At 57.2% G+C, this 17,437-nt stretch carries 16 protein-coding genes; 13 read left to right on the plus strand and 3 right to left on the minus strand.

Translation table 11 applies throughout. The features are described from left to right. Positions 1–231 precede the first annotated feature (231 nt). Together DIE08_RS14770 and DIE08_RS14775 are read left to right on the plus strand one after the other, a co-directional pair. Positions 232–2,148 (plus strand): hypothetical protein, encoded by a 1,917-nt coding sequence (locus tag DIE08_RS14770; RefSeq protein ID WP_124902322.1) that lies wholly within the window; start codon positions 232–234, stop codon positions 2,146–2,148. A 295-nt stretch (positions 2,149–2,443) separates the two neighbouring features. Continuing rightward, positions 2,444–2,971, plus strand: coding sequence for a GIY-YIG nuclease family protein (locus tag DIE08_RS14775; RefSeq protein ID WP_124902323.1), 528 nt, complete (start codon positions 2,444–2,446; stop codon positions 2,969–2,971). Between the two features lie 66 nt (positions 2,972–3,037). Here DIE08_RS14775 and DIE08_RS14780 read toward each other — a convergent pair whose 3' ends face one another. Further along, on the minus strand, positions 3,038–3,280 hold the full coding sequence (locus DIE08_RS14780; protein ID WP_124902324.1) for an AlpA family transcriptional regulator: 243 nt from the start codon (positions 3,278–3,280) through the stop codon (positions 3,038–3,040). A 79-nt stretch (positions 3,281–3,359) separates the two neighbouring features. After that, entirely contained in the window at positions 3,360–4,340 is a 981-nt protein-coding gene (locus tag DIE08_RS14785) for a LuxR family transcriptional regulator (protein ID WP_260436527.1), read from the minus strand. A 91-nt stretch (positions 4,341–4,431) separates the two neighbouring features. Between DIE08_RS14785 and DIE08_RS14790 the strand changes: the two genes are divergently transcribed. The 9 genes from DIE08_RS14790 to DIE08_RS14825 all read left to right on the plus strand — a co-directional run bounded on the left by DIE08_RS14790 (position 4,432) and on the right by DIE08_RS14825 (position 11,796). Further along, complete coding sequence (locus DIE08_RS14790; RefSeq protein WP_096503297.1) at positions 4,432–4,662, plus strand: plasmid-related protein; 231 nt, start codon at positions 4,432–4,434, stop codon at positions 4,660–4,662. Between the two features lie 38 nt (positions 4,663–4,700). Next, positions 4,701–5,573: a plasmid replication initiator TrfA gene (locus DIE08_RS14795; RefSeq protein ID WP_124902326.1), complete on the plus strand. Its 873-nt coding sequence runs from the start codon at positions 4,701–4,703 to the stop codon at positions 5,571–5,573. Positions 5,574–5,930: 357 nt separating this feature from the next. After that, positions 5,931–6,272 carry a TraK family protein gene (locus DIE08_RS14800; RefSeq protein ID WP_124902327.1) on the plus strand — a complete coding sequence of 114 codons (342 nt, stop codon included), beginning with the start codon at positions 5,931–5,933 and terminating at the stop codon, positions 6,270–6,272. A 301-nt stretch (positions 6,273–6,573) separates the two neighbouring features. Next, on the plus strand, positions 6,574–6,945 hold the full coding sequence (gene traJ, locus DIE08_RS14805; RefSeq protein WP_124902328.1) for a conjugal transfer transcriptional regulator TraJ: 372 nt from the start codon (positions 6,574–6,576) through the stop codon (positions 6,943–6,945). Continuing rightward, positions 6,945–8,942 (plus strand): TraI/MobA(P) family conjugative relaxase, encoded by a 1,998-nt coding sequence (gene traI / locus DIE08_RS14810; protein WP_124902380.1) that lies wholly within the window; start codon positions 6,945–6,947, stop codon positions 8,940–8,942. The genes traJ and traI overlap by 1 nt, the downstream gene beginning before the upstream one ends. Before the next feature lie 172 nt (positions 8,943–9,114). Next, positions 9,115–9,873 (plus strand): P-type conjugative transfer protein TrbJ, encoded by a 759-nt coding sequence (trbJ, locus tag DIE08_RS14815; protein WP_124902329.1) that lies wholly within the window; start codon positions 9,115–9,117, stop codon positions 9,871–9,873. A 14-nt stretch (positions 9,874–9,887) separates the two neighbouring features. Continuing rightward, positions 9,888–10,064, plus strand: coding sequence for a hypothetical protein (locus tag DIE08_RS35670; protein WP_185715865.1), 177 nt, complete (start codon positions 9,888–9,890; stop codon positions 10,062–10,064). A gap of 9 nt (positions 10,065–10,073) precedes the next feature. Beyond that, positions 10,074–11,501: a P-type conjugative transfer protein TrbL gene (gene trbL, locus DIE08_RS14820; RefSeq protein WP_124902330.1), complete on the plus strand. Its 1,428-nt coding sequence runs from the start codon at positions 10,074–10,076 to the stop codon at positions 11,499–11,501. 64 nt (positions 11,502–11,565) lie between these two features. Continuing rightward, complete coding sequence (locus tag DIE08_RS14825) at positions 11,566–11,796, plus strand: type I toxin-antitoxin system ptaRNA1 family toxin (RefSeq protein WP_124902331.1); 231 nt, start codon at positions 11,566–11,568, stop codon at positions 11,794–11,796. 49 nt (positions 11,797–11,845) lie between these two features. Here the strand turns inward: DIE08_RS14825 and DIE08_RS14830 are convergent, their stop codons facing one another. Beyond that, the gene (locus DIE08_RS14830; RefSeq protein ID WP_124902332.1) at positions 11,846–12,097 is read right to left on the minus strand and encodes a hypothetical protein; all 252 of its coding nucleotides are present in this window, start codon (positions 12,095–12,097) and stop codon (positions 11,846–11,848) included. A gap of 713 nt (positions 12,098–12,810) precedes the next feature. Between DIE08_RS14830 and DIE08_RS14840 the strand changes: the two genes are divergently transcribed. Both DIE08_RS14840 and DIE08_RS14845 read left to right on the plus strand, forming a co-directional pair. Next, positions 12,811–13,593, plus strand: coding sequence for a DUF1837 domain-containing protein (locus DIE08_RS14840; RefSeq protein ID WP_124902333.1), 783 nt, complete (start codon positions 12,811–12,813; stop codon positions 13,591–13,593). Next, a complete protein-coding gene (locus tag DIE08_RS14845) occupies positions 13,580–17,083 on the plus strand; it encodes a DEAD/DEAH box helicase (protein ID WP_124902334.1) in 3,504 nt (1,167 codons plus the stop codon). The genes DIE08_RS14840 and DIE08_RS14845 overlap by 14 nt, the downstream gene beginning before the upstream one ends. The last annotated feature ends 354 nt before the right edge of the window (positions 17,084–17,437 follow it).

Raw genomic sequence — 17,437 nt, forward strand, 5'->3', positions numbered from 1 at the left:
GAGTGAAACTCCGGATACGATCATGGCTCGATTTGTGCTTTCCCCGAGATGCCGTCGCAATCACTTTTCGTTGTCCTCGCGGCCCGTGCTCTGGCAAACTTCTCCTTGACCCACGTTGCGAACCAGGCCCAAACCTGGCGCGAAAAGCGGACCAGTGCAAGCATGGCTGAATAGCAGCGGCGAACGTCGTGTGATTCAGCCCGAGGACTTATTTTTTGGGAGAGCAATACGATGTATTTCTCCGGGCTGAGACGAGCAATTCAAGACGTTGAAGAAAAGAAATTTTATGACGTCGCACTACTGTTTCTTCAGAGTGAAGGGTATAGGGATCTCAGCATTATCGATGGAACGGGCGACGGGGGCAGAGATGTATCATGCTCTCGTACAGATCTGCGCATTCAATTGAGTGTCAGAAAAGATTGGGAAAACAAAATTAACAGTGAGGCTGATGCCACGCGAAACGCAGGAAAGCGTCATTTAATTTATATTACCAATAGATTAATTCGCGACACCGATCTCGCCAAGTTTAAAAATAGTAAATATAAGCAAAAAGGCGAAGTGGAGCTTTCTGTATTTGATTTGAATAGAATTTCTACGAGTCTTTCTGCGCCGGGTACTATTAAATCCGCATACGAAAGGCTGGGCTATCTTGTCCAAGGGAAAATTACTGCAACACCTAAGGAAATTGCTCTTAGTAATCTTCTGCTCTTTTCGAGCGAAGCAAAAGATTTACGTCAAGACGTTATTGAGAGTAATATCCGTGCGTACATTTTCAAACATCCTTCGTCAAGTAATGATGACGTGGTATCGGCCATCGGCTCATCACTTCCCGGGATCGATATTGAACACGACGCAAGAAGCGCTCTATCTCGCCTTATTGTCAGGGGCGAGATAGTTTCCAATGCGGGAATCGTTGATCTTTCTATAAAGACGAAAAATTTGATGGAGGCGGCTGAGGAGGATTATACGCAATCGATTAATAAAGATGTCTCGTCAATTTTAGAAAAATACTCGCTTTCAGTTGATGATGCGCGTCGATTAATTGAAATGGCACTTGAAATTTCGGCTCGCGAAGGAGTGTTGAACGGCGACGGAATTCAAGAAACGGCTCTTGCGGAATTCATCTCAAATCATAATTTGATTCGCCGCAAAGATGAGCTGTACGAGGACTTATCAAAGCTTTCGGTCGCCAGGGTCAGTCAGTACGGTAAAACTCTCGATCATATATTTTCGACTAATACGTTTGATATTTATAGAGCTCTCGGGCGAACGACTGATGTCAGAATGTTACTGGATTCTAGTGTGGCTATGCCACTAATGTTTGGACTTTGTTTTGGTTCAGTTAGATCCAGATACAGTATTGCCGCGGCCGCTCTCCACCAGCTATGTCAAAGCCATAACATCTCGATCGCTGTCCCTCGTTGTTATGTCAATGAAATTGTGTTTCACGGGAAGGAGGCGCTGGAATTTGCGCAAACCTACACCGCGCTGAATGAAGCGAACAAGTCAGCTTTAAAAGCTTCGAGCAATTCGTATCTCAGTCACTACAGCCACCTTCGCGAGCGAGGGGAGCTAAAAGAAAATTATTCTTTGAAGGATTTTCTTGCTCATTTTGGACTATCGGGGAATGCTCCCGCGCGCCAAGTGGAGAACACGATTGAAAGCATTCTCGAAGACTTTGGCATTGAAATCATCTCTGCTGGTCGGTGGGATGCAGATATACGCCAGGAAATCGCGGACGGGAAACCGGGAAGTCCCCCCATCATCATCGACCATGATGCATCGGTTTGTACATTCTTGAAAAACAGCGTGGATGAAGGATTTATTTTTTCCACGTGGGATAAGGTAATGATGAGCGTGGTCGAGGGAAAATCTCGCATTTTTGCAAGTTCGCCCTCACGAGTCGCAGACTTCCTTTCAATGGCCGGCGGCTCAGAGATGGAAAGCACTCAGAGTTTCAACCTGCTGGGGTCTCTGCTTTATTGTGACGAGAGAAAGGCGGCGGCTCTTGCCGCAAGAATCGAGAGGATTGAATCAGCGGAAAAAGCGTACGAGTTTCAGAATCTTGCAGCGGCGGCTCGGCGCGTCGCTTACGACGACGACGGATCTCATAACGATGCGGCGAATGACGACGCTTACAAAGACTAACGGCTTCACCACATTGGTCAAACGGGTTCTTCGGAAAGCCGGAACACAAGACGCTTAGGTTACTTGTGGTGTCGCAGAGGTCCGTGAAGAGATGGAATTGTCTCTATCTAAATCTGCGTTACGGATAACGAACAGTCGCTCAACGTCCCTTCGGGGGAAAGGCGCGCCACTCGAGCAACGGAGAATTTGCTCGAGTGGCTGACCGGTCATGGTCGAGCTGAGTCAGCCGATCTGACACGGCCTGTTTGATCTAGTCCAACCTTTTATAGGTTAAGCCACCAGAGAGGCCGAACCAATGGACACACACTATGTTTATTTAATTGCATGTCGTGGTGAAAGCAAGATCTACATAAAGCTCGGTCTGACATCAAGCATTCAACGTCGCCTGTCAAACATTCAGACCGGATGCCCGCATTCGATAACGCATGCTTTCGTTGTGCGGTCCCCGTATCGGGAAGAAGTTGAGGGTCTAGAAAAGCTTCTGCACGCTCTTTTAGAGTCAGAATGCCTTCGTGCAGAGTGGTACGAAGGGACGAAGAGTTTTTTTGCAACGCTTGATGCCGTGCTTTCGAGAATAAATGAAGGTGGATTCACTTATGAGGAGCTTTCGGAGATGCCGGACTCCGTGGGTTCGGAGTTCGAAATCATGTTACATCGACATGAGTTCCAGTTTTTAAGAATTCAACTGCCAATTCGAAAGGGGCGTGATCCGATTGAGAGCGCTCAAAACGCGAGCCCAGCAGAGATTGCAGACCTCTTGGCGCGAGAGCTTTCTACGCCCTTGCTGCGGGCCGGTAAGCTTGCCGTCGAACTCCAGCAATAAGTCGTGTGTTGCCCGAGCGCCGAGGCATTGGCTCGGATTTCATTGACCCGTGAGGGGCGCAGCATTTTAGCCGCTAAAAGGGGAAGCAGAGCTAAAGCCAGGACGCATGGCCTGAGTGCCCGACGACTTCCGCGTTTCGATCCATTCCTCGACCTCGGCCAAGTCCCAGGCGACGTTTCGGCTGGTGAGTGCAATGCGACGTGGAAACTCCCCGCGCTGCTCCATGTTGAAAATCGTGCGCTCAGACAGTGGGATCATCGCCAGTAGTTTCTTGCGGTTGATGAGCGTCTTACTTGTCGTTGCCTGCATCCTTTGGCCTCTTTCAATCACTTGCGAACATGTGCCTGATACTGCCTGCGAATGCGGATAGTTTCGTCCTATTAGTTGGTCAAATAGGTTGACGCCGCAGGCGCGACTTTGTGCTCAAGAAGAAGATTTCGGGTATCGATGCAAGCGCCTTCGATACCGCTTGGCGCTCGATGCCCATCTTTCGCGCAATCTCCGACTGATTGAGTCCAGACCACTGGAGCATCAACATCTGCTTCTTGCGATCCGACAATTTCGAGTCCACCATCTGCCGCGCTTGATTGCGTAGTTCCGCCTTGTCCGCTGACTGCAAGACCTGGCCAGCGACGTAGTGGCAGAAGTAGCTGTCAACCAGTTGATCGCCCGATTTCACTTGGGGCGTAGCCGGCTTTGCACACTGCTGGCTAAGCCTTGCAAGTTCGAGGTCGAACTGAGCGAGTGAGCGTCTCGCTTGCCTGTATGAAGGATTCCACGCGCCGCTCGGCAATTTGGGCCGGTGATTTAGGCAGTACAGGCTGCTGAGCCGAAGCCTCTCTTCTGGATCGTCGGCCTTTGGGTCATCGCTTCCACCAGCGAATGAGGTCAGCTCGGCGAGTGTTCCGCAGAATCGACAAAAACCCTGATGGCGCTCGCCATTCAGGCGAGTGTCACGCACCTGCGATTTCGCCGGCCGTTTGCAGGCACAGTCCCACACGAGTTCGATTAGTGATTCCAGTGTTGCTACAAAGCGCCGATCTCTCGCGGACTGTCGATCTTCCGTGAGAACGAACGCGCGCAGCAGTTGCCGCTGCAAGCGAACCATTGCATCAAGCCCCACCAGCCGAATGATTGCGCTGAAACCGACTCCCGTGCCGGCGCCAGGAACGTGGCCTGAATAACGCGCTGGAAGGGTTGCCATGTAGGTGGTCACAGCGGGATCGATCAGTTCCTGTATCAATCGCGCGATGGGATAGCGCCGTGATGATGCGGAGTACGGTCGCCAGCGATCCTGAAATTGCCGGATGGCCTCTGAGACGGTGGGGTCACAGCCTTCCCAGATGGAAATGGTCGGTTCGTTCTTCATGTCAACCATTTTGAACAATTAATAGGGTGTAGACAACCTGTAGTAGTACCTAAACTCCGTAGCAATTCAGTTGATTACGGAGGTTTACGCAATGACGATAGAAGACACGCTGTTGCAACGCTTTGGTCCACTACTAAGCATTGCGCAGCTCGCTACTGTCTTGGATCGTTCGCCCGACGGACTGCGGATCAGCCTGCGTGCAACGAACGAGTGGGCGCAGCGAATCAACACGGCCCGCCTGAAAATCGGCGGGCGCGTGTATTTCCGAACCGAAGAAATTGCCAAGTTGATTGACGGTGCTGTAGCGGAGTCGAACGCATGAATGGCTCGGTCGTGATCTGCTGCGCCTAGAGATATCTGATGTCTAGGTCGCTGTTGCAACGATTCCCGAATGTGGTCGCACGTGCCGCCGAAGCGCAATCGCGCCTCGAAACACGCCGTGAAGCGATGGAACCACAGCAACTGTTCCTTCCTGGCCTTGAAGATTTCATGCGGGCCATGCCGAACCACATCGCCCGATCCAGTCTGTTTGCGCCAGTTGCGCGTGGACGAAAGCGCATTCACAAAGACACGGTTCTTGTTAGCCGTGCCGATGCAGTCATCAAATTTTGGGGAGAGCAATTGGACGAAGCTCAAGCGGATGTTTGGATGCAGGCTATGTATGAGGCATGTCGTTGGCCGCTGGGCGAGCCGGTCGTCATCAAGCGTGCCGAGTTCTTGCGGTCTATCGGACGACAAACAGGGAGCTACGAATACAAGTGGCTGAACCGGACTATGCAGGCACTGACGTTCGCGATGCTAGTGATCGAAGTTCGCACCAAAGACGGCAAACCGAAGCTAGCGGTTGGTAAGAACCGCGCACTGCACATGGTTGAGGGCTTCGACTATGACGACGTCGCCGAGGCCTACACGTTGCGTATCGATCCGCGCTGGAGGGCAATGTTCGGCAACAGTGAATTCGCACTCATCGACTGGGAAAAGCGCCTTCGCTTCGGGGCACGCCAGGACATGGCGAAAGCGCTGCAACGCTTGGTAGCGACCTCCGACAGAAGGATTCAGCAATATGCACTCGACTGGCTCAAGGCCAAGCTGGAATACACGGGACGCATGCGTGATTTCGTCGATGCCCTGGAGCGGGCGATGCGAGAGCTGGAGCGGCTCGAAATCATCACTGACGGCCGCATCGGAACCAGCACCAAAGGCAAGGCCCAAGCCATGTGGATAAAGCCATGACTGCTATCGGGGTTACGTCGCGCGCACGCCGGGGTTACGTCGCGTTTTGTCGGGGTTACATCGCGCTTTTTCGGGGTTACGTCGCGGCGCCACCTGACAACCCACTGAAGCAATTGAATTTTTCCGCCCGTTTTTGCCGTTTACCTTCTTTCTACCTTTTTCTACCGACAGCGCGTGTGGACAACTCCAACTGAGGGACATTCATGAAGCGAATCGCCATCACCGTGAGTGACAAGACAGCCACCGAAACTGAGGAGCCCGTGCAGCTACTCAACGATCACCATGAATTGCCCGGGTGGTTGGGAAGTTGCCAATCTGGCTCAGATGCATTTTTCGCGGGGCTATGAGGTTGACGCCATGAAATCTCTGTCGGAACGAATTGCAGAACGGGCGCGCGATAAGGCAGTGGTCACTCCGCACTCGAATCGCGCCGTAGTGTTGGCACTCCGTTCGGATATTCAACAGGCGGTCAACGATGGATGGTCTGTCTTGGCGATCTACCAGACCTTGCACGACGAGGGGCGATTGACATTCAGCTACCAGGCTTTTCGGAGGTACGTGAATCAGCTGTTGCCCGACCGATCCGGCACCGAACGCAGGGGTAGGTTCAGCGCTAGCAAGCCAGCAGAAAAGGCAGCAGTAGCTCCGACCTCTAGTTTTACGTTCAATCCGCTGGCGGACACAAAGGATCTGCTTTGATTGGCAGTAACAGAGCCATGAGCGTGCTTCTTCCGTTCCTTGGCGTTCAATCATCGTTCAACGCGATCTTTCCGCGTTCAGTTTTGTTACTACGTGGCGGATGCAGCGAAAAACAGCCATTAGCAAACATTGAGTTGTACAGAAATCAAGGTGGTGATCGGGGCAGGATGTGTGAAGTAGTCCCACCGGCAAGCCGGCGTTCCTATTTCACTTTCCCTTATTCGCACCTTCGGTACTCAACGGGCATCCCGCTCTGCGAGGCCAGCCGGCGGTGCCGGCGAGACTGACCGCGAGGGTTTCGATGGAGGAAACGGTGAAAGTCGCGACGCGCAAGGGCACGACACCTATCAAGGTGTATTGCCTGCCCGACGAGCGGGCGGAAATTGAGACGCTTGCAGCTGCGAGCGGGAACAGCGCCTCGACGTACCTGCGCCTGGTCGGGTTGGGGTACCGGGTCGAGGCGATTGTCGATGCCGAACAGGTACGCGAGCTGGTGCGCGTGAACGGCGATCTCGGCCGTCTTGGCGGCCTGCTCAAACTATGGCTGACGAACGACGCGCGTGTTGCGGGTTTTACCCCGGCGACGATTCACGCCTTGTTGTCGAGGATCGAGGCGACCCGCGACGAGATGAGCCGCATCATGGAAAGCGTGATGCGGCCGAGGGGGCGGTGATGATCGCGAAGCACGTTCCTATGCGGTCACTCGGCAAGAGCGATTTTGCCGAGCTGGTGAAGTACATCACGGCCGATCAGGCAAGGGAGCACCGGATTGGCGAAGTGCGTATGACGAACTGCGCTGCCTATACGGTGCGAGACGCCATGACCGAAGTGCTCGCGACGCAGCGCGCGAATACCCGGGCGAAGGGCGACAAGACCTACCATCTCCTGGTCAGCTTTCGCGCCGGCGAACAACCTGACGCAGCAACCCTGGAAGCCATCGAATCTCGGATATGCGCCGGCCTCGGGTTTGGCGAGCATCAGCGCGTCAGTGCCGTGCATCACGACACCGACAATCTGCACATCCATATCGCCATCAACAAGATTCACCCGGTGCGGAACACGATTCATGAGCCGTACTACCCGCATCGGGCTTTGGCCGAACTGTGCGACGTGCTTGAACGTGCCTACGGTCTGCAACGCGACAACCATGAGCCGCGTCGGCGAGGTGCCGAGGCAAGCGCTGCCGATATGGAGCGGCATTCCGGCATCGAAAGTCTAGTCGGCTGGATCAAGCGCGAGTGCGTTACGGAAATTCGTGGCGCTCGGAGCTGGGTTGAGCTGCACGATGTCATGCACGCGAACGGACTAGAAATTCGTGCGAAGGGGAACGGGCTGGTGATCCAGGCCGGCAACGGTATGCAGATCAAGGCGAGTACCTTGGGCCGGGAGTTCTCAAAGGCGAAGCTGGAAAGCCAGTATGGGCCTTTCTCTGCATCGCCGGAACGACAAGCCGACGCACGGCCGAAACGAGAGTACCGGAAAGAGCCCTTGCGGCTGCGCGTGAACACGGTGGAACTGTATGCGCAGTATCAATCCGCGCAGCAGCGCATCAGCACGAACCGTGCAGCCGCGCTGGCCGAGCTGCGTCGCCAGAAGGAAAAGCAAGTCGAGAACGCCAAGAAGGTGGGGCACTCGCGTCGCGCAGCGATCAAGCTGCTGGGCGGTGGTCGCCTAACTAAAAAGCTGCTGTATGCCCAGGTAAGCGGTGCGATGAAGTCGGAGCTGGAATCGATTTACGCGCAGCATCGTGTTGCCTGCAAGCACCTGTATGAACAGCATCGCCGACACACATGGGCCGACTGGCTCAAGCAGGAAGCCTTGCAAGGTAATGCCGAGGCATTGGCTGCGTTGAGAGCCAGAGAGGCCGCCCAAGGGTTAAAGGGCGACACCATTCGGGCCGAAGGGCAGGCCCAGCCCGATCATGCCCCGGTGATCGACAACATCACGAAGAAGGGGACGATCATCTATCGCGCCGGCGGTAGCGCAGTGCGCGATGACGGCGATCGTCTCCAGGTGTCGCGGGAAGCGGATCAGGCCGGCGTGCAACAGGCGTTACGGATGGCGGCCGAGCGATACGGCGACCGTATCACTGTCACCGGTAGCGCCGAATTCAAGGCGCGTGTTATTCGTGCGGCGGTCGATATGCGACTTCCGGTCACGTTCGATGATCCGTCGATGGAGAGGTTGCGGCAACAGCATTTGGGCGACCAGGCCGCACATAGATCCCGAGTGCCGACCCGCCGGCCCGCCCTGAAACCAGTCGGACAGGAGCCTCCACCGGAGAGCAGGAATCGTCTGCGTACGCTGTCCCAGCTCCGCGCGTTGGTTATCGGTGGTCGCGAGCAGGCGGTCGCCCGTCCGGCGACCATTCCGCCGTCCGTGCCCGACCATGTTCGTCAACGGGCCGAGCAGGCGGCAAGTCAGGCCGTGAGCCGGTTTCGGGCCGTCGCCAATCGCCGGAAGATGCGCGCCAACGGCTACGGTGATCAGGGCAGCGCATGGCAAAGCCTCCCGGAGACGCTGCAGCAGCGCATCGAGCGCTTCAATGCTCAGTCGCCCGAACGCCAGGAAATCGAACTTGCAAGGATGCGCCGTGAGGCCGCAGCGCAGGGTAATAGCGACTCCCAGTTGCGCGAGGCGCGAGCCAAGCCGAAAGGGCATTCGCGCTGACGCGGGTGCTGAGCAGGCGTGTGTGCCGGTCAGCCTGAGCATCGTCCGGCACGCCGACACCGTGACATCACCCCAAGATGGCCGGGCTTCGGTGTCGCCCAGGTCAAGCACCGATGGCTTTCGTGGCGCAGCCATTCGATGTACCGATTGCCACGTATCAGAGGTATCCGTCATGAGAAAAATTTTAGCTGCTAAAACTGCCGCGCTGGCCGTGATGCTCGGCGTCGTGATGTCCGCCGGCGCACAGGGCATTCCTGTCATCGACGCCACGAACATTGCGCAGGCCACCGTCAGCGCAATCCAGAACGTCGCAGCGGTCGAAAAACAGATTCAGCAGTACGAGACGCAGTTGCAGCAGTACCAGAACATGCTGCAAAACACGCTCGCGCCGGCCGCCTGGGTGTGGGACCAGGCGAACCAGACGATTAGCAAGTTGCTAGCCGCGCAGGATGTGTTGACGCAGTTCAAGAGCCAGACAGGCAGTCTCGATCAATATCTTTCCCGCTACGAGGACGTGAGCTACTACAGGTCGTCGCCATGCTTCACATCGAGCGGCTGTACGAATGCACAGCGACAGGCGTTGATCGATGCGCAGGCCAACGGCTCGTCCTCGGTCAAGGCCGCGAACGATGCGGTGCTAAAAGGCGTCGATCAGCAGCAACAGACGCTCACGGCCGATGCGGCGAATCTTCGTTCGTTGCAATCACAAGCTACCAGCGCGACGGGGCAGATGCAGGCGATCCAGGCCGCGAATCAGCTCGCCAGCGCGCAGGCTAACCAGCTCCTGCAAATCCGTGGCCTGCTCGTCGCGCAGCAGGCGGCGGAGGCTACGCGCGCGCAGGTAGCGGCAGATCGGGAAGCTCAACAGATGGCAGCAAGTTCGCAGTTTCTCGGCGGAACCAGCAAGCGCAGTTCCGATAAACAGTGGTGAGTGGAGGTGTAGCCATGCAAATGCCTGTCGCCATCATGGTCATCACCGTCGCCTTGGGGCTGCTTGCTGGGTGCGATCGACATGCGAAAGAAGACATGCGCGATGCGAGCGAAACGTCCTGCAAGGATCTCCCGGCCAGCGGTTGCTTTCTCGGTGGGACCAGCAAGCCAAGTTCCTCGAAACAGTGGTGAGGTAATACGATGAAAAAGCTCTCAACAACAAGTCTCTTTCTGGCAACCGTCGCGTTTGCCGGGCACGCTCATGCAGCGGTGTCCGTGACGAACGGAAGCGATGATCTTTTGAACACCATCCTGCAACGATATGCTGACGTCGCCAGTAGCTGGAGTGCGACGATGGTGAGCTACGCCTCCTGGCTTTTCTGGGGGCTTGCGCTGCTTAGCATGACGTGGACATATGGGATGATGGCCTTACGCAAGGCGGATATCGGTGAGTTCCTGGCTGAAACAATCCGGTTTTTCACAGTGTTGGGTTTCTTCTGGTGGATTCTCAGCAATGGCCCGGCAATTTCAATCTCGATAACCGATTCGATGAGACAGATCGCGGCAAAGGCATCGGGCCTAAGCAACGGCCTGGCCCCTTCAGGAATCGTCGATATAGGCTTCGATATCTTGAAGCGTGTTTCGGACGGCAGTCATTGGTCTGAACCCGTCCAGTCAGCCATCGGAATCCTGGTTGCCGGCATCAATCTCATTGTTCTCGCATTGGTCGGCGTGAATATGCTGCTGCTCCTGGTGACGGGTTGGATGCTCGCTTACGGTGGAGTATTTTTGCTGGGCTTCGGTGGAGCGCGTTGGACATCTGGTATCGCGATCCAATTCTATAAAACCGTCCTTGGCGTCGGCGTTCAGTTATTCGCCATGATTCTGCTGGTCGGCATAGGCAAGTCATTTGTTGATCAATATTACGACTCGCTCAAGGGCGCGGAGCTTTCGCTAAACGCGTTGTTCTTGCTCCTTCTGGTGTCCATCGTCTTGCTTGCATTGGTGAATAAAGTGCCGCCGATGCTCGCAAGTATTGTTGGTGGCAGCTCGACAGGCGGAATCGGCGCTTTCGGTGCTGGTGCGGCGGCCGCTGCTGCAGGTTCAGCAATCGGAGCGGCCGGATTCGCGGTTGGTGCTGCTTCTGCGGCTGGCTCGGCCGCGATGGGAGCTGCGTCAAGTGCGGCCGGCGGTGCATCGGCACTGAAAGCAGCATTCCAGTCTGCACAGCAGAACATGGCGAGTGGCGCCGGCGTGTTTTCGGGTGGTGGTTCCGGCAGTAGTGGTGCGAGCGGCAGTTCGTCGGGCGGAAGTAGTAGTTTCGCGTCGATGTTCGGCACGGCCGGCAAGTTCGCGGCCGACATGGGCACAAGTCTGGCCCAAGGAGCAGGTGCTGTTGCCAAGGACAAGGCCGCCGGCATGATGGACGCTGCGAAGGATCGTATCGCCCAAACCGCGGGTGGCAAAATCTCGTCGGCTATTCACGAAAGTTCGACGGCTAAGCAACAGGCTGGAGTGGATGCAGCGAGTTTCACTGGCGACAGCGTTGGCGGTGCGCAGAGCCGACCCCAATCAATCAACGACGAGGTGGCTGCGTTCGTCAATCGACAGCCTTTGCAGGACGCGTGAAGGCGCACCGGCCGGCGGCAACCGGCCGGCACTTCCACGACAACACCTGATAGAGAGGTGATGCATGGCAACTACACATCATACAGAAGCGAAACAGGTTATCCAGCAAGCGGCGAAGCAACTCGCGGCGCTGCATTTCATGGACCAGGACACTGCGCGCGAGCTAGCGCAGATGGCCGAGGCGGTCGCAAACATGTTCATGGTCGTGTTCTACCAAGCCGAAACAGGCCGGGCGACGCCAGCGGATTTTCATGAAGCGAAGACAGCCGTTGAGCGGCTGTTGGTTCGACACTGACGCAAACAACGATTTGAAAAGGGCGGCCGCTGTCAGCTGACCGCACTTTTCAATTGTCTTGATCGGGGATCTCGCGGCCGACTGGGAGCCCGAAATCAATCTCGTCATGCAGATTCTCCGGAGTGGTGTTGGCGAGCAGATCGGCGAGTAAAGGTACGGGACGCGCGTTTTCGGTTCCCCAGCTCGCCACCCATGCGTCGATTTCTTCGGCCGGAACAAGGTCGGATAGGCCCGCTGCCGTCCAACATTTGGCTATGACGTAGTTCATTTCTTCAATCGTCAGTGATTTCTTGGCGTTCATTATTGCTCGCTAGGTGCCGACTGCGAAATTGATGGTTTGCCGCCGCTTCGCGCTGCGTTGCAATCGGCTAACGACGAAATGAACGCTTCGAGAGGCTACTTTGCCTATGCCGTGTGCCGTACTCACGATGGTCGAGCGAGGGAAGTGAACATCCGCACGGGGAATATCTTCAGCGCATTGGAGCAAGGTTGCTGTGACCACTCGGAAGCGCTGGCCGCCGGGGGGCTTGGTTGATGGATGAACGTTGCCGCGAACAGAATGCGGTCGAGCTTGCCTTTCGGCAGGTTTGGACGGACTCGCTCTTGCCTGCTCAGCACCCGTGAGCCTTGGACCTCACGGGGCGATCGTCTGATGGGAAGAGGTTGTTGACACTTGAGGGATCGGTGCTGCAGCGAATTTGCTGGGCTCTTCAGTTGCTGCTGCGAATATTTTAGCGGCTAAAACGACATGCGATCGTGGTCGGGGGGGAGTTTGGGCTGATCCCTCATGTGTCAACGTTCGCCCACTCTATATCGTATTCATCAATTAGGTTTAGTCGCAAATACAGGTATACGACGCGGATAGAACGTCATCCGATCAACGAATAGGATACTATCCGCTCAACGGATAGAACCCTATTCGTGCTCAATTGGATTGCACAATCCAATTCGGGCTGGGAGTATGCGTGGAATCATGCCACAAACGAGGGCCGGGCTAGTCGAACGGGGGGGAGCGTGGGACTGTACGAGCGGTGGTGCGAGGCCACCAAAGAAAAGGATAAGCGCAAGTACTATTGGACCTATGTTGAGAAGGACGGCGGTCGCGATGAGATTCGCGGTGACCTCGCCGAGACTATTCGCTTGCACTACGACCGACTCGAACGCATAGCTGAAGACGTGAAGCGACTCGGATATAAGGTCGCCGCGAAAATTCTCAGCGAAGCGATGCCGCAAACCGCCAAAAGCCGATCCGGCGATCTCGGCGAAATTCTAGCGACGGAGCTGGTCGAGGAAGAAATTGGCCTACGGGTGCCCGTGCGCCGTCTTCGCTATAAGGATGGCCGTAATATGGCCATGCGTGGCGACGACTTCATCGGCGCCGGATACGATGGGGCCGGCGAAAAGCTCTGGCTTCTGAAGGGCGAGGCTAAGAGCAACAAGGTACTCGGCAAGGCCACGGTCACGAGCGCTCGCAAGGTACTCAATCGCGACAATGGCCGTTGCACGCCCGACTCCCTCCTGTTCGTCGCCAACCGCCTCCTAGAGAGTAACGATCCGGACGATAACGCGCTGGGCCGTAGCCTCCGTGACGAGGTGGGTGTGAAGTCCCTCCGCGCCGACCGCATCGACCATATGCTCTTCACCGTGTCGGGAAACGGCCCGCATGCTTCGTTGAAGGAGGACCTCGACGCCGCGGGGGCCAATCGTGACCACTACGTAGTAAACGTCCATGTCGAAGATCATCAGGACTTTATCGCGGCTATGTATCAGGAGGCGGTAGACCTTGGAGACGATTGACGAACTGACCATGTTTCTGGCAACCGCCACCGTCGACGGTATCCTTGGGCGCCTTCTATATCGTGGCGCGGCCTGGTCGCTGATGCGCGAGGAGGGCGTGCTGCCACCGAATGCGCCTCCTCTCGGCGCGACAATCGAAACAGATCTTGCCGAACACGGTTTCGCGTTGCTTCGTGGCGCAATGGCCTTGCGCGCTCAGGCTGGTGCTTCGGATCTGACCGACAAGGCGTTCGAGCGTGCCGCCAATGCGTTCGAAGCCCTAGTGCGCAACGGCGATCCGGAATCGCACGATCGTGGTTTCCGCCGCACCATTGCCGCCGCCGCCTATCACCTGGCCGGCTTCTCAGCTGCCGCTTATTCGCTCTTTAACGAGACCCCCGAAGACCTCAACACCTCGCCAGGCGAGACGGCGATCCGACACCTAATTCTGCGCGATCTCGGCAAGTTGCGCAGTTTCGTTCGCGCGTGGTTGGATGACGACGCTCACGGCGATGAGCAGATCGCCGAGGCGCTGCAGGGCGAAGAGTCGGGCTTCGACGAGGTGCTGTCCACCATCCTCAACACCACGATCTGCCGAGCTCTGGCCTATTTCGACTTTGCGCTTGAGACGGGGGAACCCGAGCCGATCGAGACCGCGCGGGCGCTGCTTACCACTGCGGTTAGCTTGGCGGACAACGCCGAGAATGTTCCGCTGTGGTGGATATCGAACCTCTGCCGCCACCTGATCGACGACCTTTGGCGGCATTCGCTGCACCAAAATTTGCCAACTGTGCCGCCAGAGGGGGCGGAAGAAAGATACCTCGACCTACGTCGGCTGTTCATCTCGTCACTCTACGCTCGAAAGACTGCCGAGGTCGAGCTATGGCCATCGCAGCGTGAAGCGGCTCAGCGATCCACGGACGTCACCGACGATCTGGTCGTCGCCTTGCCTACCAGCGCCGGCAAGACGCGGGTGGCCGAGATCGCCGCGTTGATGACCCTTTCGTCCGCGCGCCGGGTGCTGATTGTCACGCCATTGCGCGCCTTGTCTGCCCAGACTGAGCGATCCTTCAGAAAGACCTTCGCGCCGCTCGGCTTCAGCGTTTCCTCCCTTTACGGTGCCAGCGGCCTTTCGGCTGGCGATGAAGACGCGCTGCGCACCCGCGAGATCATCATTGCGACGCCCGAGAAGCTAGACTTCGCGCTAAGAAGCGACACAACTCTGATCGACGACGTCGGCCTGATCGTCCTCGACGAAGGTCACATGATCGGTCCTAGCGAGCGCGAAATCCGCTACGAGACGCTCGTGCAGCGCTTGCTTCGGCGGGCGGACTCGGGCGAACGCCGGATCGTCTGTCTCTCCGCCATTCTGCCCAGCGGCGATGAACTGGACGATCTCACCGCGTGGGTACGTTCTGACGAACCAGGTGAGCCGGTGCGTTCCGACTGGCGCCCCACGCGGCAGAGATTCGGCGCGCTTACTTGGCGGGGCAAGGACGCGCTGCTCCGGCTTGACCTCGACGACAATGGTCCCTTCCTCGACAAATTCGTCGTGGAGAAACCGGCATTAGGGCGAGAGAAGAAGCCCTATCCGCGCAAAAACTCACATGTCACCTTATTCGCAGCGTGGGAATTCGCGAGCCAAGGCAAGCGGACGCTGATCTTCTCCACTCAGGCAAATTGGGTTGAGAGCTACGGCAAACAGGTCGTGGACCTCTGCAAGCGTGGTTATCTGGAGTCGCTGCTGGAGGACCAAGCGTCGATCGCGCGTGCCTTGGAGGTTGGCAAGGAATGGCTGGGCGAGAACCATCCCGCCGTCGCCTGCCTGAAGCAGGGTGTTGCCATCCACCACGGCCGGCTGCCCAGCCCGTTCCTCCGCGAGCTAGAAGCCCTGCTGTCGGAAGGCGCCCTGAAAGTTATCGTCGCGTCGCCGACGCTCTCGCAAGGTCTTAATCTCAACGCCGCCGTGCTGTTGGTGCCGGCGTTATATCGAGCGGCCGAGAAGATCAAAGGCGAGGAGTTTGCGAACGTCGCGGGCCGCGCCGGGCGCGCCTTCGTGGATGTCGAAGGCCTCATCGTTCACGTCATGTTCGACAACATCGACTGGCGAAAGAAAGAGTGGCGAGAGCTGGTGGCTTCCGCCAAGGCTCGCACGCTAAAAAGCGGTCTCATCCAGATCGTCGCCGAGATTCTTGATCGTCTGTCCCGAAAAGGGATCCTGGATCGCGATGATGCCTGGGAATATCTCGCCAATGCCCGTGAAGCATGGAGATCGCCCGAGGAGGAAGCCGCTGTCGCCGAGCGCCTAGCTGTCGGCGCGGAATACGACACTGATGGCCACGGTGATGAAGACAGTGGCGGTGACGAGGAAGAGACCATCGACGAGGAGCCGCTATCGCAAATTGTCGAGCGACTTGATGCAACCGTGTTCGGCTTGATCGAAGCACTCGATTCTGACCGCGCCGACCTGCCGAAGCTCTTGGACGATGCACTCAAGGGATCGCTCTGGGCTCGCCAGATCGTTCGCGAGGACGAGGGCGTTGCACCTTTGCACAAGAAGGTGCTACAGGCGCGCGCCGATCTCATTTGGAACACTACGACGGCGCAGGTGCGGCGCGGACATTTCGCCATGGGCGTCGGGCTTGAGGCTGGCCTGACCATAGACGCCATGGCCGACGAACTGGCCGAACTCCTCGACCAGGCTGACGAGGCGACTTTGACCGGCGATATCGACGGACTCGTCGATGCGCTCGGCGGTCTCGGGGAACGCCTGCTGTTCATGCGGCCCTTCATTCCCGACAAGGCAAGTGCGCTGCCGGCGAATTGGAAGGAAATCCTACGCAATTGGGTGTCTGGAGAGGATGTCGCTAAGATCGGGCCACAGAACATGCGGGCCGTGGAAGAGGCCTTCACCTATCGCTTGGTTTGGGCGTTGGAGGCTGTACGTACCCGCCGCATGTCCCTCGGTTGGTCGCCGGAGACGGTGGCGGGCGGCGCTGCAGCCGCGGTCGAAACGGGCGTCCCACAACTCATGATGTCGATGCTGATCCGCGCGGGCCTTCCGTCACGGCGCGCGGCCATGGCAGCGATCGCGGATGCCAATCCTATCTTCGTCACGCCCGCCGAGATGCTGGCCTGGCTTGAATCCGACGAGATCACGGCCTACACGGACGCTGGCGACTGGCCGACACCCGACACAGCGGCGCTATGGGCACGCTTCCGAACAGAAGCCCTCAGTGGTGGCATCCAAAAGTGGTCAGTCGAACACTACAAGCGCTTGCTTGACGTCGCGGACGTCCCACCCGCAGGCCTCTATCGCATTGTCACCGATGAGGGGGATGGGCGGACTTGGCTCACAACCGCTGACTACCACCGCGTCGCGGCCTTTAGAAAACCTGCGGTGGACCCCAAGCCCAGCCTCTTTTCTGGAAGGCTGCCGGGCAAAACCAGGCTGGTAGAAGCCGTGCGCGTCGGGCGAGGCAAACTGCGGTGGCCTCCAGCCGATGCATAGGGGCGCAACTTCGGCAACGTGTTCCGGCCCAGTGGAATAGGTTCAGGCATGGTGCCTGAGTTGCCGGTTGCAATATTGGATACTGACGGTGAGGAGTTGGTTCTGTTCGGCGGGTTCGAGACCGCGACGGTGCCGATGTGGTTGGCGGGATATCCTTGACGGCTCCTACCAAGACCGCGACGGCTGCTGGAACCTCGGTTGATCCTTACGAGAGAGGTTGGAATGCTAGCAGTACGGTGTATTTAATGGAGCAGAGCCTCGCTATACTCAAGCCAAACACGCTGCCATTCGCCAAAGCAGCGCCGCGCTGGTGCCGGCGGTATTAGGGCGGGTGTTCAACCAATAGAATCCGGG

The organism is Burkholderia sp. Bp9004 (genome assembly GCF_003858025.1).
GTDB lineage: Bacteria > Pseudomonadota > Gammaproteobacteria > Burkholderiales > Burkholderiaceae > Burkholderia > Burkholderia diffusa.